At 44.3% G+C, this 22,050-nt stretch carries 15 protein-coding genes; 6 read left to right on the top strand and 9 right to left on the bottom strand.

The features are described 5' to 3' along the window. Positions 1-24: 24 nt before the first annotated feature. Positions 25-1,296 carry a nucleoside permease gene (locus EKN56_RS15300; protein ID WP_130592583.1) on the bottom strand — a complete coding sequence of 424 codons (1,272 nt, stop codon included), beginning with the start codon at positions 1,294-1,296 and terminating at the stop codon, positions 25-27. 616 nt (positions 1,297-1,912) lie between these two features. Here EKN56_RS15300 and EKN56_RS15295 point away from each other — a divergent pair. Beyond that, a complete protein-coding gene (locus EKN56_RS15295) occupies positions 1,913-2,614 on the top strand; it encodes a protein bax (RefSeq protein WP_246019843.1) in 702 nt (233 codons plus the stop codon). A gap of 713 nt (positions 2,615-3,327) precedes the next feature. Here the strand turns inward: EKN56_RS15295 and EKN56_RS15290 are convergent. The 3 genes from EKN56_RS15290 to EKN56_RS15280 all read right to left on the bottom strand — a co-directional run bounded on the left by EKN56_RS15290 (position 3,328) and on the right by EKN56_RS15280 (position 7,226). Beyond that, positions 3,328-3,864, bottom strand: coding sequence for an MltR family transcriptional regulator (locus tag EKN56_RS15290; RefSeq protein ID WP_130592581.1), 537 nt, complete (start codon positions 3,862-3,864; stop codon positions 3,328-3,330). A gap of 97 nt (positions 3,865-3,961) precedes the next feature. Continuing rightward, positions 3,962-5,116 carry a mannitol-1-phosphate 5-dehydrogenase gene (locus EKN56_RS15285; protein WP_130592580.1) on the bottom strand — a complete coding sequence of 385 codons (1,155 nt, stop codon included), beginning with the start codon at positions 5,114-5,116 and terminating at the stop codon, positions 3,962-3,964. A 133-nt stretch (positions 5,117-5,249) separates the two neighbouring features. Continuing rightward, complete coding sequence (locus EKN56_RS15280) at positions 5,250-7,226, bottom strand: PTS mannitol transporter subunit IICBA (RefSeq protein WP_130592579.1); 1,977 nt, start codon at positions 7,224-7,226, stop codon at positions 5,250-5,252. Positions 7,227-8,089: 863 nt separating this feature from the next. Here EKN56_RS15280 and EKN56_RS15275 point away from each other — a divergent pair. Together EKN56_RS15275 and EKN56_RS15270 are read left to right on the top strand one after the other, a co-directional pair. Then, on the top strand, positions 8,090-8,803 hold the full coding sequence (locus tag EKN56_RS15275; RefSeq protein WP_130592578.1) for an SAM-dependent methyltransferase: 714 nt from the start codon (positions 8,090-8,092) through the stop codon (positions 8,801-8,803). A gap of 350 nt (positions 8,804-9,153) precedes the next feature. Beyond that, positions 9,154-10,755 (top strand): autotransporter outer membrane beta-barrel domain-containing protein, encoded by a 1,602-nt coding sequence (locus tag EKN56_RS15270; protein ID WP_130592577.1) that lies wholly within the window; start codon positions 9,154-9,156, stop codon positions 10,753-10,755. A 75-nt stretch (positions 10,756-10,830) separates the two neighbouring features. Here EKN56_RS15270 and EKN56_RS15265 read toward each other — a convergent pair whose 3' ends face one another. Then, complete coding sequence (locus EKN56_RS15265; RefSeq protein ID WP_168189669.1) at positions 10,831-12,045, bottom strand: MFS transporter; 1,215 nt, start codon at positions 12,043-12,045, stop codon at positions 10,831-10,833. A 209-nt stretch (positions 12,046-12,254) separates the two neighbouring features. After that, the gene (locus EKN56_RS15260) at positions 12,255-12,578 is read right to left on the bottom strand and encodes a hypothetical protein (RefSeq protein ID WP_130592575.1); all 324 of its coding nucleotides are present in this window, start codon (positions 12,576-12,578) and stop codon (positions 12,255-12,257) included. 763 nt (positions 12,579-13,341) lie between these two features. On the opposite strand from EKN56_RS15260, the gene EKN56_RS15255 reads away from it, so the two are divergent. Further along, positions 13,342-14,697, top strand: a complete 1,356-nt coding sequence (locus EKN56_RS15255; RefSeq protein ID WP_130592574.1) for an MFS transporter — start codon at positions 13,342-13,344, stop codon at positions 14,695-14,697. 250 nt (positions 14,698-14,947) lie between these two features. Here EKN56_RS15255 and EKN56_RS15250 read toward each other — a convergent pair whose 3' ends face one another. The 3 genes from EKN56_RS15250 to EKN56_RS15240 all read right to left on the bottom strand — a co-directional run bounded on the left by EKN56_RS15250 (position 14,948) and on the right by EKN56_RS15240 (position 20,194). Further along, complete coding sequence (locus tag EKN56_RS15250; RefSeq protein ID WP_185955850.1) at positions 14,948-17,569, bottom strand: autotransporter outer membrane beta-barrel domain-containing protein; 2,622 nt, start codon at positions 17,567-17,569, stop codon at positions 14,948-14,950. A gap of 735 nt (positions 17,570-18,304) precedes the next feature. Continuing rightward, the gene (locus tag EKN56_RS15245) at positions 18,305-19,333 is read right to left on the bottom strand and encodes a DUF3829 domain-containing protein (RefSeq protein ID WP_130592573.1); all 1,029 of its coding nucleotides are present in this window, start codon (positions 19,331-19,333) and stop codon (positions 18,305-18,307) included. A 306-nt stretch (positions 19,334-19,639) separates the two neighbouring features. Next, positions 19,640-20,194 carry a tyrosine-type DNA invertase gene (locus EKN56_RS15240; RefSeq protein ID WP_130592572.1) on the bottom strand — a complete coding sequence of 185 codons (555 nt, stop codon included), beginning with the start codon at positions 20,192-20,194 and terminating at the stop codon, positions 19,640-19,642. 169 nt (positions 20,195-20,363) lie between these two features. On the opposite strand from EKN56_RS15240, the gene EKN56_RS15235 reads away from it, so the two are divergent. Further along, positions 20,364-20,921 (top strand): LysR family transcriptional regulator, encoded by a 558-nt coding sequence (locus EKN56_RS15235; protein ID WP_130592571.1) that lies wholly within the window; start codon positions 20,364-20,366, stop codon positions 20,919-20,921. Between the two features lie 510 nt (positions 20,922-21,431). Then, on the top strand, positions 21,432-21,980 hold the full coding sequence (locus tag EKN56_RS15230; RefSeq protein ID WP_130592570.1) for a tyrosine-type DNA invertase: 549 nt from the start codon (positions 21,432-21,434) through the stop codon (positions 21,978-21,980). The last annotated feature ends 70 nt before the right edge of the window (positions 21,981-22,050 follow it).

Below are 22,050 nucleotides of genomic sequence, written 5' to 3'. Positions count from 1 at the left end.
ACCGCGGCGGATTACATGTAATTATTATGCTTCGGCTGATTTAGCGTCTTGTGGCGTGACGTCAATGGTTTTGATTTCGCCGTCAGACTCTCTGAAGAACAGCATAAACAGGATGGTAATCACCACGATCATGATGGCGCCAAAGCCCCACATGCCTGCCCAGTTGAATGTTTGACCGTTAACCGGCTCGGAATAGGCAAACATTTTTTCCATCATTTGACCGCCTAAACGGTAACCTAACAGGCTACCAAAGCCCTGACAGCAGAGAGTAATCAGCCCTTGTGCTGCGGTGCGCATATGTACCGGTGCTTTTTTATCAACATAGATATAAGCGGTAACATAATAGAAGTCGTAGCTAACGCCGTGCAGCAGAATGCCGAGGAAGAGCAGGCCATAAGTAAAGATATGGTCGGCACCACCATAAACGAAGAAGCCATAACGAATAGCCGCTGTCACTAAGCCAAGCAACAACACCTTTTTGATGCCGAAACGCTTGGTAAAGAATGGCAGCGCCAGCATAAAGAAGATTTCAGAAAACTGACCCAGCGTCATCCAACCGGTCGCATTTTTCATGCCCACTTCTGTCAGGTAGCCATTGGCAAAGATATAGTAGAAGGCCAGCGGCATAGCGAACAGGAATGAACAGAAGAAGAACACCAGGAAGTTGCGATCTTTTAACAGAACGATGGCATCCAGCCCCAGCATCACTTTCACACTCATCTTACCGGTACTCTTCGGCGGCGTGTTTGGCAACATCAGGGCAAACACCCCCAGCAGTGCGGAGCTGGCGGCGGTAATCAATAAAGGAATATTACTGGCGGAGATATCACCATAGCCCAGCATTCCCGGTAAGAAACCACACACCAGACCAGAGGCGATCCAGCCGATAGTTCCCATGACCCGAATGCGCGGGAACTGACGTTCCACATCATCTACGTTAGAGAATGCAATACTGTTGGTCAGTGCAATGGTTGGCATATAGGTTAATGAATAGGCCAACAGCAGCGGGAAGAAGGTATTGAACTGAGTTTGCTGTGCTGCCAGCCACATCAGGATGGCGCCAGCAAACATTAGTACTGCCAGTACTTTTTGAGCGGCAAAGAAGCGGTCCGTAATGGAGCCCACCAAAATAGGGGAGAGAATGGCGGCAATTGCCGTACAGGCGTAAGACCAGCCAATTTCTGTTGGGGTAAAGCCGCTTGAATTCAGGAAAAGCCACAAAGGTACAAACCAGGCTCCCCATATAAACCATTCAATGAACATCATGAATGAGAGTTTTGCTATTGTTTTATTCATGTTTCAGTCCTTTCATGATACTGCGTAGGGTAGGTAATGCTTACCATGACAATACCACTTGATAATGCCTTTACAATACCTTTGTGCGAAAACCTTGAAGCAGTTAACATTGTTGGCGGCCGCATCGCGGCCACTACTCCTTTATTCGTAATAAATTCTTTTGATATCAATAGCAACAGTACGACGGGCTATTATCACGAAAGAGCTGTTTTAATTTTTGTTAAATAACAATATGTATTTTAAAGATTTTTTTAGATTAAAAGGTATGAATAGAGACGAAGACACAGGATCGCCCATAGGTTAATCACAGAATTGTGCAACCGCTGCCAGTACTGAATCGATTATTTAAAATGCATCGGTAACATCTCATGCTGAAAAAGTGCTTTTATATCCAAATATTACGCGTCGAATTGATATTTTGGTGAGATAATCGTTTTTTGTTACAACTTGCTACTTTCAATTTATTCCTGCATCATCGACCATCTTAAATCGAAATCTGATTATTTTGTGAACTAGTTTTGGAGTTTTTATGCCTTCACTTGCTTTAAAAATAATAGGTTCGGCGTTTTTCTTTTTGAGTGTGAGTTCATCGGTCGGTTGGGCATCAACAGGGACAATGAAACATCAAGAGTATTCTCTCAATGATAAGCTTGACAGCCTACCTGACTTGCGAAAATACCCTTCCGGCACTCAACGAAAAAAAGCATTTCTTAATGCCGTTGTACCTATTATTGATCAACAAAACAGTCAAATTCGCCAGGAACGCGAGTGGCTATTAAAAAAGCGTTCATCCCAGAGCTGGAGCTCACAGGACATCGTGCGGTTACAGCAAATCTGTAGTCGTTATCGTATGGAATGCACTTCAAATCCAAAGAAGGTGAAGTGGGATGAGCTGTTAAAACGCGTTGATGTTCTGCCGACTCATTTAGTGGTTGCTCAGGCAGCAACAGAGTCAGGTTGGGGAACCTCTAAGCTGGCGCAAACCAATAAGAATCTGTTTGGTATGCGCTGCGGTAGTAAAAATTGTAATAGTAAAGGCGGAATAAAAGGGTATTCATCCTACAACTCTGTAGATGATTCAGTTACCGCTTATTTACTGAATATGAATACCCACGCGGCTTATAATAAACTGCGTGATTCACGGGCCGCGCTGAGAAGCCAGGGCGATACCGTGACGGCGGAGCACTTAGTGAATAAACTGGGGCGCTACTCTGAACGAGGTACGTCGTATAACCAGTTTTTACGTAAGATGCTGGATCATAATGAAGAGTTGATTCAGCAGGTGAGAACTGCGTCGAGTCTTGATACTGCGGGTTAGTTGGTGGTTAGAGATGTAAAAAACCGAACAGGTAGCTGTTCGGTTTTTTTTATGGGGTAAAAGGATAAATGGCGCTGATGCTGATGCTGATGCTGTTTGGTTCGGTGTAGGTTTCGCCGCTTTATGTACTGTGTTTATCTCGGCAGTGGAGCTTGCGTCGAGCAGAGGGGCGTTGGGGCGAACGCCCCTCTGCACTCCCCGCGCCTGCGCAGCCGACTGTTGACCGCCGCGTTGCGGCGGCAACCTCAGTCAGCCCAGAGGCTTAACGCACCGGCATAGAGCCGCTCCCGGCGTCGCTATGCCTCTCGCCGCATCCATGCGGCTCGTGCTGCCTCTGGTCTTCCTTCGGCAACATTCGGATGCTTTAACCTGAAGGGCAAAGGGCAAAGGGCAAAGGGCAAAGGGCAAAGGGCAAAGGGCAAAGGGCAAAGGGCAAAGGGCAAAGGGCAAAGGGCAAAGGGCAAAGGGCTAAATATAAGAATAAATGCCGGAATGAATCATCTGACTGGCAGTTAACATTGCTAATTGTCGGGAGAGGCCGCCGTTGGGGTCGACTTGGCGTAAGCCAACGAAGTGCCCCTAGGGGGACTAGGCCCGACACACTCTAGACTTAAGTACAAACTGTCTTCCGGCCGAGCACATTTGTGATATGAGCAATATCGCTTTTACGGCCGGAATATCCACTGCAGCCAAAAAAAACCTAAAACAACATCCTAGAACGCCTTCTTATGCCCCAATCTCGACAACAAATCCGTAATACATAACACCAACGTCGAGCGGATAGCTTGCTGGTATCGCTGAAGCTGCATATCCACCAGTTTGTCATCAATCACTTCTTCCGGCAGGTTTAGCACCGGAGGTGGGGGGAGGGTGATACCGTGTAGCATATGCAGTGGCCCCAGCACTTCATCATCGGTAAAGCTGAGATTATCCTGAATATTGATCAACTCATTATTCAACGCCAGCAGTAGCTCGACATCTTCATACTCATCCCGGGTGATAACTCCAAGCGCATAAATCAGCTTCAGACGCACCGGAAGCGCGGCTAAAGGGCCTGAGCCCTCCAGCAGCGGTTCAACAGCATACTTCACGGCATAGTCATCTTTGCGGAATACCTGCAGGATCAGCAGATCGACGGCATCGGCTAGCAGGCTGACCGCAGCCTCAATAAAGCCTTTTACCGTTAATCTGGCATTCAGACGTTCCAGAATGCGATTTTCAAATACCTGAGTTTCTTCCATTGTTGCCATAGTTTACTTTGCCAGCTAAAGCTTTTTACCTGAATAACAGACATTGCTGCCTGATGTGGTTACATAAAGGTGCATAATCTCATGATACAGGCATCTGCTAAGCCTGATGTTGCATGGTGTTATACACATTTGTTATTTGTGCCACAACCTTCGGTTGATCCTGAAGGTTACAAACATCTCGCAGGGTTTGTTCAATTCCCTTCGATGCCAACATGGCTGCCAGTTCCTGCGCCTGCGGATCTTGCTCACTGCGATAGCTCAGCGCAGCAGCAATACCAATCAGTAAATTTTGGTTAGGTAAGCCGTATTCCAGCGTACCACGAAGCGGTTTAATTAACCGATCCCCCTCACTTAGCTTACGCAATGGTTGGCGGCCGACTCGTTCAACGTCATCATGCAAATAAGGGTTCTCAAAACGGCTAAGGATCTTATCAATATAGGCCGCATGTTGCTCGGGATCGAATGCGTAACGGCGGATCAACACGGCACCGCTCTCTTCCATGGCTGCTTTTACGACCTGACGAATGTCCGGATTGAGAATAGCATCACGAATAGTTTTGCATCCGGCCTGCTGGCCTAAATAGGCGGTAATGGCATGCCCGGTATTGAGCGTAAACAGCTTACGCTCTATATAGGCCATCAAATTCGCCGTAGGTTCCATACCTTCAATATGTGGCAGGTCTCCCTTAAACTGAGTGCTGTCTACAATCCATTCACTGAAAGTTTCCACTGTAACATCCAACGGATCGTTTGCCGCTTCGCCGGGAGGAACAATACGGTCTACGGCGGAATCAACAAAACCAATATATTGTTCCATCCATTCCCGCATCTCTTGCGGAATCTGCAACATGACATGCTGCTTAAGCTGACTGGTGCCGCGCACCATATTCTCGCAGGCAATGATGTTTAGCGGCTGGTGATTGCCCTGTTGATAACGAACGATGAGCCCTTGGGCCAGAGTACCGGCAATTTTTTCCAGTACCTGTGGGCCAACGGCGGTGGTGGTGATATCTGCCTGAGCTATTTGACGAATCGCATCCGGACTGGCGCTATGAATCGCGCTGATACGGCTGACTTTTTCTATTCTGGCATCTTTACCAACCACATTAACCTGATAACTTTGCTGGTGCGCCAGTTGGTCAACCAGCGGCTGATTTACGTCGGCAAATGTGAGTTCGGCCTGAGCATCGGCTAATAGTTTACCGATAAACCCGCGCCCGATATTACCTGCACCAAAGTGGACTGCTTTCATAAGCTTAACCTTAATAATCTGTGTTCAAATCTAAACCGTAAAAAGAACAGGGGCCGGGGGACCAGCCCCTAATAACAAAGTATCTGCAGCTAAATTGATGGCTGCGGCAGTAGATACTTTGCAATATGTACCATTACGCGGCTTGCTCACCGGCCAGCAGGTCTAAAACTTCCTGCACGCTGGTGGTTTGTGCCAAACGTTCAATAATGCCGTCTTCATCCAGTGCATTGGTTAAACGGGTAATAACCTGAATGTGCTGGTTATTGCGCGCAGCAATGCCAATGACCAGATGAGCGATCTCTTCCGGTGTGTCACCAAAACAGACGCCCTGTGGATATTGGCAAATCACTACGCCAGTACGCAGTACGCGATCTTTGGCTTCTACGGTGCCGTGCGGAACGGCGATGGATTCTCCAAGATAGGTTGAGGTTAACGCTTCACGGGCCAGCATCGCATCGACATAGTCGGGCTCTACATAGCCACCATCAACCAGCATCTGACCGGCAAAGCGAATCGCCTGCTCTTTATTGTCAGCCTGCAGATTGAGGAAGATGTTATTAGCACCCAGCTCAAACAGATTTTCTTCCTGATTGGCGGGGTCGAAATGTTCATCGTTGGCGGCGACAATAGTTTGAGTAATGAGTTTGCTGTCGTTAGCTGCCTGAGGATGTTTGGCCGCCAGCAGGCGCGCCGTTAAGTCGTTGTAGAGCTGACTGTCGAGAAAGTTTTTCAGTGAGATATGTATGGCATGCGGCGCATGATCCATTGCCCGACGAGTGAGATCCTGATGGGTGATTACCATATCCACACCTTCCGGCAGACTGTTAATCGCACAGTTGGCAACGGCAATGTGGTTGAGTCCGGCATCTTTTACTTTTTTACGTAATACCCCAGCCCCCATTGCGCTGGAGCCCATACCGGCATCGCAGGCAACCATAATAGTGCGCACATAGCTTAAGTCTTTTGCCATATCGCCTTTATGCATTGCCGGTTGTGCGGCTCCGCCTTGTGCTTTATTGCCTTTGGACTGTTGCTTCATGCCTTGCATGCGGCGAGTGGCGTCTGCCAGACCGTTGTTCTCTTCTTCACCGGCAGGTACGCGTTTAAGCATCACTGCTGAAATCAGGAATGAAACAATGCCGGAAGCCAGAATAGACAGAACTACCCCGATTAACGATGACTTTGGTGTCATCAGCAAGACGGCAAAAATAGAGCCGGGAGAGGCCGGAGAAACCAGTCCTGCGTTAAATAGCGTTAGGGTAAACACGCCTGTCATTCCGCCTAAAATCACCGCAATGATCAAACGCGGATTCATTAATACGTAAGGGAAGTAAATCTCATGAATACCACCAAAAAAGTGGATGATTACTGCCCCCGGAGCGGACTGTTTTGCACTGCCTTTACCAAAGAACATATAGGTTAACAGCACACCAAGGCCAGGGCCTGGGTTGGCTTCAATCAGGAAGAAAATGGATTTACCGGTTTCGGTTGCCTGCTGAATGCCAAGCGGAGAGAAGATCCCGTGATTGATAGCATTATTCAGGAACAGGATTTTTGCTGGTTCAACAAAAATAGAGGTTAATGGCAGCAGGTTGTTTTGCACCATAATGTTAACCCCGGCGGCCAGCAGCTTAGACAGGGACTCAACCAGCGGTCCGATAGCCATAAAGGCCAGAATAGCCAATAACATACCAATAATACCGGCAGAGAAGTTATTCACTAACATCTCAAAACCACTTTTGATTTTACCATCAACCCAGCGGTCAAAACGGCGGATGGCATAACCACCCAACGGCCCCACAATCATGGCACCCATAAACATCGGCATATCGGCACCGATTACCACACCCATGGTGGTGATTGCGCCCACTACACCACCCCGTTCGTCGCCAATCAGGCGCCCACCGGTGTAGCCAATTAACAACGGCAGTAAGTAGGTAATCATCGGGCCAACCAGCTTGGCTAAGGTTTCATTTGGTAGCCAGCCGGTAGGAATAAACAGTGCGGTAATCAGCCCCCAGGCAATGAATGCGCCGATATTGGGCATCACCATGTTGCTGAGGAAGCGGCCAAAATTCTGTACCTTGACCTTTATATTTGGTGATAACATAAAACACCCCTCGAGGTACGCGCAGATGGTGGTGCGCGTAGTAGTAGTCGGGACGGCTTCGCCAAAAACCGTCAATCATTTTCAATGCAGGCCGACTCTATCACGACATTTTTATCTCGCGTACCCCGGGCGGACTTTGTGATCATGATCACCATCCACCCCCCTTGCTTTATGTTTATACGTGACATTGATCACGAAAACTGACTGTAAGAAAGCGACAATGTTAAAAAAACGCCTATCTCAGACATTTTTATGTGAACTAAATCACTATTTAGCTGGTGGGGTTTGTTTATTAAATGTGACATTACTCACAAAGTATTTTTCATTTCCTAACTTACCAAGCGATAACGCTGTTTTTGAAACTCTCAGCTTTGATGGTTGATGAATATTTCTGTAACTTAATTACAATTTATTGGTTTTTGGCGGTTTTTTCAGTAATGCCGCATGGCGATTGGCTTTTTCAGAATCTTTCTTTTATAGTACCCACGCACATGGTGCACATGGTGCACATGGTGCGTTATTACTTTTATTATCACTGTTTCCCAGAGGCCTGCATGTTGGAGATTGCGTTAAACCACTGATATTGATCCCGAATTGAATCGGGCGATATCACACATCCCTTGAATGATGAATATTCTGCGCCGCAAACAGCGGACGCGTAGAGGATTGAGTGTGGTTTTTAACGAGGTTTTCAATATGATGCTTTTCATCCGGAACGTACCGTTCCTGCGTCATCCTGCATTTAGTTATCGACTCTGCTATCACGATTTATCTGTGGTATGGGTTCTCTGCTGCCTGTTGGTTTGTGCCGTCCATTCATCATTTATCCGTTTTATTAATATTGTTAAAAAGGAAAATGACCAATGACGTCATCAATTAACCTGTTATTTCAAGATTCATTTTTACGCCAAAATATGATGGGACCTAATGCTTTGCTCATCGCTCAAGAACTGACGCGGGATCTGCCTTTGAAAAAGGGGATGCGTATTCTGGACCTGGGCTGTGGTGCAGGAATCACGTCGTTATTTCTGGCCCACCATTTTGATGCCACTATTTATGCGGTGGATTTATGGATTAGCTCTACCGATAACTGGCAGCGATTCAAACAGTTCGGCATGGAAGATCGCATTATTCCGCTCAATCTTGATGCCCATGAATTACCGTTTGCTGAAGGCTATTTTGATGCCGTGATCAGTATTGATGCTTACCAGTACTTTGGCCATAAGCCCGGCTATCTGGAAACTCATCTTGCTCCGCTGGTAAAACCCGGTGGTTTAATTGCCGTGGCTGTTCCCGGGTTACAGCGTCCTTTAGTCAATGGGCAACCGCCAGAAGAGATGCTTCCATGGTGGCAAGAGGGAATGTATTTTTTCACCAGTGATTGGTGGAAGACCCTGTGGGAAGGCTCTGGTGCGGTATCGGTTGAAACTTGCCGTGAAATGGACTGTTGTAAACAGGCCTGGGATGAATGGTTACTGTGTGACAGTAATCCTTATGCAGTAAAAGACAGGGATATGATGGCCTTTGAAAACGGGCAGTATTTCAATCTGGTTCAAATAGTCGGAAAGGTTAACTGACCGATAATTGAGTGAAACAGTGGCCTGACGATTGTCAGGCCACTAATTAAAAAGCTATCTGATAACAGTTTCTTCAATAATTTAATTAATATGTGTTTGTTTAATTAATAATGTTATTTATAACTGTTGATATTGTTGTCATTTTTTTCTTTTATGACCTTTTTTTAGATGAGTGAATCTCATTGACTCCTTTATTTAAAAGGATTTTGATTAGCTTTGTAAAAATCTTTAAATATCAATATTCAAATTTAATATTGACTGTTTTTTGTCCTTAAAGCGTGGTTATTGTTAATTTTGTTTGTTAGCATACCCACCAATGGAGCTGTATTAATAGAGGGAACGACGTCAATATGAAAACCACATTATCTACCTTAAGCATATTAATTCTTTTGGCGTTCTGCCAGACAGCCTCTGCATTGAGTACCACTATCTCTGATGGTGAAACATCCTCCATTCACGCCGGTGGCTATTTATCTGACATCACTCTGGTTAACGGTGGGGGAGAATTGCGCCTGATGGCTAATGGAGTCAGCGCACCAACTTATGCCGAATATGTTGAGCTAAACGGTGATGATGCACTGATGAGGATAACGGCAAATAGCGCAGATACGGATACGGTAGAGATTGGTACGCTGCGGGGCACAGGTAATGTTGTTTTTAATAGCGTAATGAATGGCACAACAGAGAGTGCGACATACTCCCGTTTAAATATCGATACTCTGTCAGGCTGTATAACCTTCGATTTTAATACTGACATTCAGCATGGGCGTAGTGATTATTTGACGATTCGGCAGGGTAGCGGTCGGCATCTGATTAGAGTGGCGGATTCTGGCGCAGAGATCGCCAACCCCGGCGAAAAATCACTGGATTTGATTACCGATCAAAGCGGTGGCAGCAGCTTTAATTTAACCGATATTAATGGCGTCAATATTAATGCGGTAGATGGTGGTACCTATATCTATTCCTTATATAACCGCCCTGAAGCCAGCGGAGAAGTTTGGTATCTTGGCGCGATTGATCTGCGACCTGATTCCCCGAGCCTTAGTCCTGCTACGGATGCGGTACTCGCTATGGCGGCAGCACCTCAACTGATATTTAATAACGAGCTACAGAATCTGCGCTTTAGAAAAGGCTCCCTGTTGCAAAATGAAGGCAATGCCGGAGTCTGGGTTAGAACTACCGGCGGGAAAAGCAACATTTCCGCTGATAATGCGCACTTTAAGCTGGAACAGGCGGGTATTGAGCTGGGGGCCGATCGCATGATGGATTACGAGAGCGGTAAAGCATTCTGGGGTGCTTTCACCAGCTACAGTAATTCGGATGTGAAGCACGCTCGCGGTGGCGTCAGCAATATAGACAGTTATAGTGCGGGGCTTTACGGCACTTACTTCGATCAAAGCGGTTGGTATCTTGATGGCATATTGAAATACAGCCATTTCAGCAATGATTTACAGGCCATATCTACCAATGGGGCGGGTATCAAAGGCGATTACAGCCAGAATGCGCTGGGCGGATCGCTGGAAGTTGGCTATAACACGTCGGTTGTGGCTGATATCTGGATTGAACCCTACGTCCGTTTAGCCTATGTGCAGGTTGGCGGAGAAAACATTACGTTAAATAATGACATGAAAGCCAAAATTAACCATCAGGATTCTCTGACCAGCGAATTGGGCTTTAGCCTGGGCAAAAGTTTCAGAGTAGGGGAGAGCAGCATGGTAACCCCCTATATTAAAGCGGCCTGGGTGCATGAATATATTGATAACAACAGCAGCGTCATTAACCAGCGTAATAAGTTCACTACCGATTTATCTGGTGATATGGCTAAAGCAGGGCTTGGGGTAGATGCCAGACTGTCCCGACAGGTTACGCTGTTTGCTGAAGTTGATTATGCCAAAGGCAGTAAGGTCGAAGTGCCGATTCAGGGAAATTTAGGATTGCGCTATAGCTTCTGATGATTTACCGCAGGCCAGCCCGATGATGAAATGCTTTTTTTCTCATTTAGCCATTGGGCCTTTTGTTACGCTAATTTATGACTTAACCGCCGCCGTTCGACACAGCAAATAGCTCAAAATAATCCCTAATGCTCCCCAGGCCCCGGTTAACAACCAGACAGAACGCCAGCCCTGGGTGTAATCCACCAGCAAAGCGACAATAATCGGCCCGGCAAACTGACCAAAGCTTATCCATTGTTGCAACCAGCCAATGGTGACGGGGATATTTTGTGCCGATGGCGTGACTTTAACTGCCAGATTAAACAGGGTTGCCGGAGCTAACCCTCCGGCGGCAGAGAATAAAGTGATGGCGATAAATTGCGTCCAGGGAGAGCTGTTCAGCCCGAAGGCGACAAAAGCGGACACTATCATCGTAATGAATGCGATATTTAACAGCAGATTAGCGGATACCTTTTGCTGCAACAGTTTGCCCGCCAGTAAATTACCAACGATATTAACCCCGGCGGCAATAGCGGTGAACGTTCCCATTAACGCACCGGAAATTCCCGCTTCGCGGTAGATAATCGGTAAAAAACTAATGATCGCAACCCACTGGCTGGTATACATAGAAAAGGTTACGGCCACCAGCCAGGGTTCTTTCACCGTCAGAGTTTGTTTAATCGATAACCAGGCTTGATGCAGCTGATTATGCCCGGGAGTATGGCCTGAACCGTTCTCTTTAACCATGCGCCACACCAACAGCGCCATCATCAGGGTGATAATGCCTGAACCCGTCCATAGTGCCGACCAGTCAAAATAGTTAAGCATTGAAGCACCGGCAAAGAGCGCAAACACTGTAGCAGTTGGTATATAAGCACTCCAGAGCGCCACAAAGAAACTTAAACGGGCTTTAGGGGCTATATGTTTGATTAATGCCGGGGCAGACATGGTGACCATTAACAAAGCAAAACCTTCGATAATGCGAAAGACTAACAGTGTCGCTATGCCACTGGCGGTTGCTCCGGCAAAGGAGGCGGCGGATAAGACACAGAGCCCAATCAGGATACTTTGCTTTTGTCCGATACGTTGAACAAACAGACCAAACACCAACCCCAATAGCATTCCCGCCAGTTGAAACACCGAAATCAGCCACCCGGCCTGTGAGAGGCTAAGCTCCAGTGTTTCCTGTAAAACTGGCAGCGCCGGAGGTAACTTCCAGATATGCAATGCGGCACTGACACCCGCCAGAAAAACGATAAAGGCCTGGGTAGCGGAAGGAGTGACTTGTTGTTCCTGATGGCTGGCAGACACGTAACGCTCCTGAGTAATGATATCCATAACCCTGATAATAGTAGGGTGATGTAAAGTGTCGACCATAGCCTAAAAGCAAATAATTAATAACAATTAATTATCAAATTTGTTACATAAATCGTTTCAGGTACAGGATATTAATGACAGGTAATCAGACACAGGGATCAGTGTTTATACCGAGTGAAGTTATCAGGAGACAGGCAAGATGACTAATTTGATGCCATCGCAATAGACTGTTTGAGCAGGGCAATCAGTTCACGACCATCCCGGGTGGTAAATCTTGCGCAGGGCTCATCCCAGTTATTATCAGAAATGGTGTAGATAATAAATTCTCCCTGCTCATCAAAAGAGGGATACCAACCCACATCAACAATGTTGCCGTTACTGAACTCTATTTGCAGCAAATCTTCATCAAGCCGGTCAATTACAGCAGATAAAGATTGGTTTAAATTCAATGAGGCGATTTGATTATAGATACTGACGCTATTTTTTACTTTAACGCTGACGCCACACACCATTATATCTTTAGCCATGAAGTCCATCTCATTCTTATTAAAATCAATAAATTAGATTTAAAAACACGCCTTCATCATAACGGTTTTGTATTCAATAGTGAAACATTAATCTCAAAATTATTATAAAAATATTTACTAAATAATTATATTTAACTAACTAATTGTTATCTATGAAGTAAACATTAACAACGAATTGATAAGTAACATTTTAATTTTTCAGCATCAGAAAAATAGGATGGATTATTGATGGTGGTGATTTTTTATCCGCTTTGGATATAAAGCCATCAAACTTTAATGAAGAAAAAGTATCGGTACGAATTCTATTTTTTGGGGGGGAAATATGGTTATTCGCTGGTGGATAATATTTTTCAATCAAAGTGTTGCAGTGGTGGGTTTATCCGCATGTTTTTTACCTCCGCTAAACGGTTAAAATGGCTCTGTTTGTTATGAATCATTCTTAAATAGAGATAATTTAGGGAAATATTCTGGTTTTTGCTGATAAATAAAGCACGATGACATATTTTCAGTTGTGTGGTTTACAGTATGTCGAATTTACTGCTATAACTAGTATCTAGTGACCATTCATAAAGCTGCGCAATACTGACCGCGAATCAATGGATTGAGTGCCTTCAGCGACAGAACATCTCTGAACGATATATGCATTCCTGATTTCTTTTCCGGCTACGGAATGTGTGCGTGTTGGTCACTTTTGGAAACCTAATAAATAGATTTTTAGGCAAGTTTTTGCAAATACAATAATTCGATAACAGGTTACAAGTAAATGACAGCGTCTTCTCCCACAATAACTGGCCAGCCAAAAGCGCGACCGTTGAATAAGAATGATTATAAGACCTTAGGGTTATCCTCCCTTGGCGGCACCCTTGAGTTTTATGATTTCGTTATCTTTGTTTTCTTTACCGGAACATTAACCCATCTGTTTTTCCCTGGTGATAATGAATTTATTGCTCAGATGAAAACCCTGGGTATTTTTGCTGCCGGTTATCTGGCTCGTCCGCTCGGTGGGATTATTATGGCGCACTACGGTGATAAAATTGGCCGTAAGCGCATGTTCACCCTGAGTATTTTCCTGATGGCGTTGCCAACGCTGGTGATCGGTTTGCTGCCGACTTATGCCTCTATTGGCGTTATGGCACCGGTTCTTCTGCTATTAATGCGTATTCTACAGGGAGCAGCCATTGGCGGTGAAATGCCGGGAGCATGGGTATTTATTGCCGAACACACCCCCGAGCAGCGTTATGGTTTAGGGGTCGGAACCTTAACCTCCGGTATTACCGGCGGTATTCTGTTGGGCTCCATTGTGGCTATCTTTATTCAGCGCAGCTACAGCACGGCAGAAATTAATGAGTATGCATGGCGTATTCCATTCATTCTGGGCGGTGTATTTGGTTTTATCTCGGTTTACCTGCGTAAATTCCTGCAAGAAACGCCAATCTTTAAAGAGATGGCAGAGAAGCATGCGCTGGCGAAAGAGCTTCCGGTTAAAACGGTTATCAGAAGTCATAAACAAGCCTGTGGTATTACTGCGATTTTGACCTGGTCGCTGTCTACTGCAATTGTCGTCACCATTCTGATGACGCCTTCTGTGGTAGTCGAGAAGATGTATCAGGTGGACAGAACCATTTCGCTGGAAGCCAACTGTGTCGCTACCTTAATGTTAACGCTGGGATGTATTTTCTGGGGCTGGATTAGCGATAAGTTAGGTACACGTATCTGTATGGCGGCTTCGTGGGGCGGTCTGGCAATTACGGCCTACCATTTTTACAGTTCACTGCATCCGGAAATTGGCGCAGGGGAGCTGATGTTTAATTATGGTCTGATGGGGCTGTTTGTTGGTGCGATTGCCACTACGCCAATTGTTGGTGCCCGTGCATTCCCACCGGCTATTCGCTTCTCCGGTTTATCATTTGCCTACAATCTGGCTTACGCGGTATTTGGTGGTTTAACACCAATGATTACCGGTGCCTGGTTACAGCAAAGTGCGATGGCTCCTGCTTACTATGTAGGTATCGTATCTCTGTTAGCTGTTGCAGTTGCTTTCCTGCCGCTGGCATACAAAGGCTGGACAGCAAAAAAGCAGCCTGATGCAATTCCCGCTGCGCCGGTTATTGCTGATTAAGATGATATGAAAATGGAAAAACCGCCATTTCGCTGACGTCGTTCGGTTAGGCGAAATGGCCGGTTGAACCATCAGACAGGCGTATTATAAGAGCCCCCTCATAGATTGACGGGGCTTTTTTATGTCTGCTGAAAAAACAAAACGGCCCAAAGGAAGGGCCGTTTGAACCTTAAAAAACCGTATCCCGTCCACTTAAAACATCGTAAATGAACGGTGCCAGAATATGGCCGGCTTGAGCTGATAACTCAAATTAGAATTGGTATTTAATACCTAACATCGCAGAGGTATCGCTATAACCGTCATCACCAATCTGTTGAGCCGCGTTACCCCAAACGTTTAAGCGTTTAGATAACTGACCTTCAATGCCCAGTTTTAACTCACCAATGTTTTTGGTGCCGCGCATTTCATCCCGGGTATCTGCGATTTGAACGGCATAATTGTTGGTATTATGGATCCAGTTTGCTTCTACGAACGGCTGGAATTTACGGTCTTTGCCATCATCCCAGTGACTGTGGCCGTTGACGTAAGCTCTTAAACCAAGACGGGTCTGTAAATTACCTTTCGTCTTATCAGACACTTTGGTGCGTGCGCCAGTAACATCCGCTTGCTCATAGTGATCTTTCGCCTGCACGTCCATCCAAATCACCTGAGCTTTTGGTTGTAACCAGTAGCTGTCACGGTCGTTTTCGCCTAACTTGAAGCTATAGCCACTTTCAATCGATGCCGTAATACCACGTGATTTGTAGGTTTCGGTTGCACGCTCATCACCGGTGACTTCGTTATCAAACCAGTTATAGAGTACCCAGGTATCAACATAAGAACCGGTTTTATCTGCCTGATTTGCATACCAGGTCCCATAAAGGCCAGCGCTGTACCCGTCGACTTTACCGCGTGATTCACGATTAATGGCATGAGAGGTCGTATTGCTCTGATTGTTACCGTAACCTGCCATTGCACCTAAGTGCCAGCGATCCAAACCGTCTGAACTCCACTGTGCTAAATCGCCGCCAATTTGTGCCACATAGCGGTTACTTTGCGTTTTTAACTGCTCATTACTATTTTTAAAACGCGTGTGGCCACCAACGTGACGCATCCACATGCTGGTGACTTTTTGCTCGCCGGTTAATACATCGGTGTATTGTGTTTCACCTAAACGATCGTGCAAACGCGTCAGGAACATGGTATTTGCTGCATAATTATTGGCTAAATAACTGCCGAATTCAGGACGCAGAATTTGCTCATTATTTGAATCTTCAGGCTCTGGCGTGGGAGGTGAAACAGGAGGGGGCTCGATGGGGGAAACTGAACTGCTTAAATACCAGTTTTCATCCGCAGCGCCTTTTACGACTTGATAGTCATAAGCACCGGCAACAATGCGGTTTTGCTGAACGAATTCACCGATTGACTGGCCACCAACCTCAACGATCTTAATACCATTAATGGTTTGTCCGCCTGCGCCAGCAATATTATTGATAGCAACTTTGGTTGTGCCTGCTTCAATATCGCCCTGAACAATTAATTTATCAGTGGCTGAATCATCATTACCCAACACCGTATTCAGCACCAACACCGCGTCATTACCGGTATAGTTTCCTGTAACCACTAATTCTTTTGGTGTAAAGGTAGCAGTCACTGGCGTGTTATAAGACAGCGTAGCGCCATTCAGTGATAAATTAGATAGCACAGAATCACCCGCCATGTTCCAGACACTTTGTGCGCCATTGAGGGTGAGGTCAAGGGTACTTGCTGATGTATCGAGCGTGGTAATGCCATTAAAAGCTGAGTTATCCGCCATTGTGATATTAATCGCACCATCATTTTCTGAAAGCATGTTGCCATTAATCACATACCTGGCGCTATTACCGGTAATCACACTATCGGCACCGTTTGCCAGAAAAGCATAGCCAGCATCAACATTAATATCAGCGCCAGTCAGCGTAATGTCACTGCCGGAGTAAACCGTAGCGGCAGCAGAATTATCAGCACCACCACTTAACGTAATATATGCGGTATCTGCAAAATCAATACTACCGCCGTCAGACGCATACAAACCATATAATATGGCAGATGGGCTATTGGTAATATTGGTAATGGTAACTGCTTTTTGGGCAGTAATTTTAGAACCCGTTCTGTAAGCATTAATTGCTGTAGTACGGTCGCCCCCATTTAACAAATTCACCGTGGTGGTGCCATTTAACGCAATCTCGCCGCCATTAACGCTTGATGAACCGCCAATCCATCCCTCAGCTGAAATAGCACGAATATAGTTTGCACCATTCGAGTTTATTTCAACAAGGAAATCGTCCTGAGCTTCAACTTTGGAACCCGTTAAATAGGCAAGTAATCCTCTGGAACCAATACCTGCATCATTTAATGTAATAGTTGTATTTTCATTGAGTCTCGCGGTCAAACTACCGGAGCCACCGTGAATATCGACGCCAATAATTCTCATCTGATCATTACCATTAATGGTAAATGATGAATTTGCAGCAAACTCAGCAGATACAACAGCTGCCGTTGCTGCAGGGGAGCCACTCTTTAATTTAACAGCACTCACATCAGAAGCGGTTACGCCATTTTCAATATTAGCAACAATATTGGTTTTTCCAAAAATAACATTGCTATTAAATACTTGAATTACGCCAACCTCTCCCAACGCATTTGTTGTTAATTTGTAATCGATTTTTATGTCATCGGAATAGTTAAATGACTGGTCCTGATACAGGTTTATTCCCCAGGTATTCTCAATATTAACTTCACCATCATGGGCTGTTAATGTTGCTTGATCGGTGACAGTTGTTGTGGCAGGCGCTGCGTGAGCAGCATTACTTAAGATAAGACCAATACTAAAGGCGAGCAGAGTCCTTTTCATAACGTATCCTTACTATTAATTACGAAGCGTTATTAAATAAATGAATGGTATTTTTAATAAAATAAATAACAACTCATTTAAGTTTATTATTAAAATCGCCGGCATAATAATTTATAATGGTTTTCAAAACTAGATAATCTTAATTTGTAATGATTTTGATCAATAAATAAAATACTATAGCAACACTTTAGTGGTTATTTGTATGATGAAAATAAGATATACTACCGGTATTATTAATAAGTTAATCAATAATGGATGTGATAAATAATTTATTGAAACTGCCATCGGTTAACGGTGGTTACTCAAAAGGTCGCCGGATTCGGTAACAAAATAGCTCGCCATCTATTGAATCATGCAATCCGCTGATGCGATGACATTGGTGGTATGGATAATCGTACGGATAGCTGAAAAACCGATTGAGGTTTATTGGGTACGGTGCTTTTGGCCGAAACTGGCTATAGCCGCCTTTAGTTTGGTGGCTATCAATTTGTCGTCTTTCCACGATACCTGTTCGTACCCAATGGATGATGTAGAGCGGGATATGTACTTGAGATTCGATGCTGTTTACTGAGTTCGGGAAGTTCTTTAGCCTGTCGACACGGGCAATAATACAATCTGAATGACAAGCTTTAAAAATAAAACCCCGTCCACTCAGGCAATATTAAGTGAACGGGGTTATCTGAATAGAGGCTTTTTTAGCGGCAAAACCTCTGTAATCTTATGTTCAGCCAACCATCAACGAATACTGTTATAAGTATCGATAGCACTGTTAAAGTCTTTCACCAGATTATTAGCATAAGAGCCTGGTTTCTTTCTGGCATCACGATAGGTACCAACAAACTTAACCAGTCGGTCGTTAACGCGGGAGTAGCCGGAGTCAACTTTTTTACCTTCTTCTTTTGCTTTGTTGTATTCAGCAGTTTGCAGCTCTAATTTCTCTTCCAGCTCTGCCAGATACTTGTTTGCCTGCTCAATTTTAGCCTTATCTTTATAATCTTTAAGGCTGGAGAATTGCCCTACGATAGAACGGGCCAGTTCCAGAGATTCTTCGGTGTACAGCTCCAGCAAACGACCTTCTTGTTTATAGTTTTCGATACGCTTTTGTTTCATCTCTTCGCTGGCAACGCGAATTTCCGCTTCCAGCGCTTTGTATTGAGCATTCACCTGATTAAATGCAGGCGTGAAGACTTCCATCAGCTCTTTACCTTTAGCACCGTTGTCATCTTCATACTTTTTCATTTTGTTGTATTTTTCTAACTCTTCCCATACCGGAAGCAGCTTATCAATAGAGGCGACAATGGCTTCAGCTTTAGAGTCGATATTGTCAATATTCACTTCAGTCACTTTCAGCGCTTTTTTCAGGTTATTGCTTAAGCTGCTGTAAGGACGAGAGCTGAAATAGAGCCAGGATTCGATAACCCGATAATCTTTTTTATCAATACCGGCTTTTACTTTTTTCTCTTTGTCAGGCCAGGAAGAGGTGCCATCAAGAACGCCACCACCATAAGCATTAGTGGCTTTTACGTAATAAGAGACTTTTTCAGACAGCTTATAAGCCGCTTTTTCATCGCTGATGGCTGGTTTTTTTGCTTCTGAATTATTGGCTTCAGGCGCAGCAGATTTTCTGGCAGACGCTGAGTTTTGAGTGGTTGGCGCGGTGGGGGACGCTTTAGGTGCCTCTGGCTTGTCATCACAACCTGCCAGTAATGCCGCGTTAATAACTAAAGTGCCGAGCAGTAATGCTTTACCTACTTTTTTCATCATATTCCCTTATATAATACCAATGTAAAACCATTCAGTAATGAATTATTTGACATTATCCATTTAAATCAATGTGTTTTATGGTAATTATTTTGGGAGGTTAAGTAAATGCTGAATTTTATTACTTTTCAGGATTTAGTGTATGCCATGAATGTTACTTGTTGATTTTACTATGATATAAATCCGGCCGGATATATTTACCTCATAGTTAACAATATGGTTTAACGGTTATGCGGGTTGATAATACTTTTTTGTTAATACTATCAATGTTGTTATTACTTTATATTTACCATCAGCTCTAAAATATTATTAATTTACGTTAAATTGAATACTGTTAAATCGGGCGCTATTGGTGGCGGTATACAGCACCGTATGCTGAATATTACGATGACCGAGATAGTCCTGTATTAAACGTGTATCCTTTCCTGCATCAGCTAAAGAGAAACCACAGGCATGACGTAACATATGGGGATGCGCTTTAATATCCAGCTTTGCCGCAATGCCATACTTCTTGATTAATTCATAAAACTGTTGGCGGGATAATGGGTTACCATGCTGGGATAAAAACAGCCACTGGGTATCACTATTCAGCCATGTTTTTCGGCTTTTCAGCCATTGGCTGATGGCTTCCTGTTCGCATTTCTGTAAAGGATGGGTGGTTGATAAACCTCTTTTCAGGCGAGAAATGAAAATGTGTTCGCCTTGAATATCGGTAATTTTCAAATGACATAACTCGCTGGCACGTAGTCCATGAAAATAACACATCATAATTAAACAGCGATCGCGATGATAATTTGTACCCCTAGGAACGGCATTAATCATAGCTTCTACTTCATTAGCACTAAGATATTTTCTCTGTGACATTTTTCACTCTCATAAAGGTTTTTAATGTGAACCGGGAACGTGTTGCAATCTACAGGGGTAACCGGGCTAAGGATATCCTCGATGGTGAAAACTCACTTTCTGAAAATAAGAAAGCGTTTTTGAAACAATCAACTATGCTTCAACTATATGCATTTGGTTGAGGTGAAATATGCAATCAACGTTGGATCTCAACCTTGCTCGCATCCTTTGTGAGATTATTGATACCGGTTCAGTGTCTGCGGCGGCGGGAAGTCTAAAGACCAACATATCGACAATAAGTACCGGACTAAATAAGTTGCGTAAGCATCATAATAATATATTGTTATTCAGACAGGGGAATGGGATGCAGCCAACTGCACTGGCCCTGGAGTTGTACAAATATTATCGTCCAGCGCTAAGCCTTTTTGATGAGGCTGATAAATTCCAGAACAGCATATTACAACTTACATCACCATCAAAATTGCGTATTGTCACCCTACCATTGTTAGATTTACTTCTGTCGGACAAATTTTTTGATGATCCTGAATTTTGTGAGAGGAGTAGCTGGGATATATTTTCAATGCCCCGAGGTCCCTCTACGCGAATAGAACATTTACGCCGAAAACAGGTTGATATTGATATTGGAATGGTTCTACCAAAAGATGGCTCGCTGCTGAGTTACCAACTTTTTCATACTGGCTGGGCGATAGTATGTAAAATGATCACCCTCGAATTAAACAACGAATAACTGAAGAGCAATATAAACAAGAATCACAATTGGGTTTAATTTCACCGGATGAAAAATTTGGTAAAGAAATATCCAATATTCAACATATAGATGATCCCCTTTTTATTAAACGCTTCCGCTCTTCCTCTATGATTACTATACTTCTTCAGGTCTCAACCAGAGAGCTGGTTACTGTGATTCCTTCTACATTAGTGTCTTGGGCTTGTAAACGGTTCAATTTGCGAACCGTAGAATATGATTTCTTTATCAACGATACCACTACTCTTTATGCCTATCTTCATCATTCAGAGAAAAATAATGCGATGTTGAACAAGATAATTCATTTTTTATCTAACTTAGACTGATATAAGCGCACATCTCTTCGCTACAGAAATATCGTTCGCCTTTACCAATCAACAGATATACTCAAGAAGTACGGAATACAATTATGCCTGTAATAAGGCATGATTTTTACTTGATAAGAATAAGGATATTTACGCGCTCATATTGTTATTTTTTGAAGAGGTCTCTATGACAAACCGCAAATATCTTACCGCCAGTGAGATTGAACGTCTGTTGGACGTATCCCGGCAGGGTTCTAATCCGGAAAGGGATTATTGTTTAATCCGAATGTGTTTTATCCATGGATGTCGGGTTAGTGAAATTAACAGTTGGCTGCTGTCAGATATCGATCTGACACATAATCGAATATTTATCCGTCGATTAAAGAATGGACTTTCTACTATTCATCCCTTATATGAGCTTGAACGTGATGCACTAACGGCTTGGTTAAATGTTCGTGCCCGGCACCGGCATACCGCTAAAGAGTGGCTTTTTTTATCGCAAAAAGGCAATCGTCTATCGCGCCAGCGGATTTATGATATTTTGCGTGACTGTGGCCGCCGTGCAGGTTTAGATGTGAATGCTCATCCCCATATGCTGCGTCACGCCTGTGGCTATGCATTGGCGGATAAAGGAATGGATACGCGTTTGATCCAGGACTATCTTGGCCATCGTAATATTCAGCATACGGTGCTTTATACCGCAACCAATGCTCAGCGATTTTTGCGGGCCTGGTAAGTAATTTAACAGGAGAAATGCTAACTCAGAAGGTGTGTAAGAGTTTGTAACGCTATGGACAAATTGTTCC

The sequence above is a fragment of the Limnobaculum zhutongyuii genome (assembly GCF_004295645.1).
GTDB lineage: Bacteria > Pseudomonadota > Gammaproteobacteria > Enterobacterales > Enterobacteriaceae > Limnobaculum > Limnobaculum zhutongyuii.
Note: the sequence above shows the minus strand (reverse complement) of the source record. Positions and strands in the feature narration are given on the sequence as shown.

Bases quoted from the DNA above. Each gene is read 5' to 3' on its own strand.
- EKN56_RS15300 (WP_130592583.1), bottom strand. From the start codon at position 1,296: ATGAATAAAACAATAGCAAAACTCTCATTCATGATGTTCATTGAATGG.
- EKN56_RS15295 (WP_246019843.1), top strand. From the start codon at position 1,913: ATGAAACATCAAGAGTATTCTCTCAATGATAAGCTTGACAGCCTACCT.
- EKN56_RS15290 (WP_130592581.1), bottom strand. From the start codon at position 3,864: ATGGCAACAATGGAAGAAACTCAGGTATTTGAAAATCGCATTCTGGAA.
- EKN56_RS15285 (WP_130592580.1), bottom strand. From the start codon at position 5,116: ATGAAAGCAGTCCACTTTGGTGCAGGTAATATCGGGCGCGGGTTTATC.
- EKN56_RS15280 (WP_130592579.1), bottom strand. From the start codon at position 7,226: ATGTTATCACCAAATATAAAGGTCAAGGTACAGAATTTTGGCCGCTTC.
- EKN56_RS15275 (WP_130592578.1), top strand. From the start codon at position 8,090: ATGACGTCATCAATTAACCTGTTATTTCAAGATTCATTTTTACGCCAA.
- EKN56_RS15270 (WP_130592577.1), top strand. From the start codon at position 9,154: ATGAAAACCACATTATCTACCTTAAGCATATTAATTCTTTTGGCGTTC.
- EKN56_RS15260 (WP_130592575.1), bottom strand. From the start codon at position 12,578: ATGGCTAAAGATATAATGGTGTGTGGCGTCAGCGTTAAAGTAAAAAAT.
- EKN56_RS15255 (WP_130592574.1), top strand. From the start codon at position 13,342: ATGACAGCGTCTTCTCCCACAATAACTGGCCAGCCAAAAGCGCGACCG.
- EKN56_RS15250 (WP_185955850.1), bottom strand. From the start codon at position 17,569: ATGAAAAGGACTCTGCTCGCCTTTAGTATTGGTCTTATCTTAAGTAAT.
- EKN56_RS15245 (WP_130592573.1), bottom strand. From the start codon at position 19,333: ATGATGAAAAAAGTAGGTAAAGCATTACTGCTCGGCACTTTAGTTATT.
- EKN56_RS15240 (WP_130592572.1), bottom strand. From the start codon at position 20,194: ATGTCACAGAGAAAATATCTTAGTGCTAATGAAGTAGAAGCTATGATT.
- EKN56_RS15235 (WP_130592571.1), top strand. From the start codon at position 20,364: ATGCAATCAACGTTGGATCTCAACCTTGCTCGCATCCTTTGTGAGATT.
- EKN56_RS15230 (WP_130592570.1), top strand. From the start codon at position 21,432: ATGACAAACCGCAAATATCTTACCGCCAGTGAGATTGAACGTCTGTTG.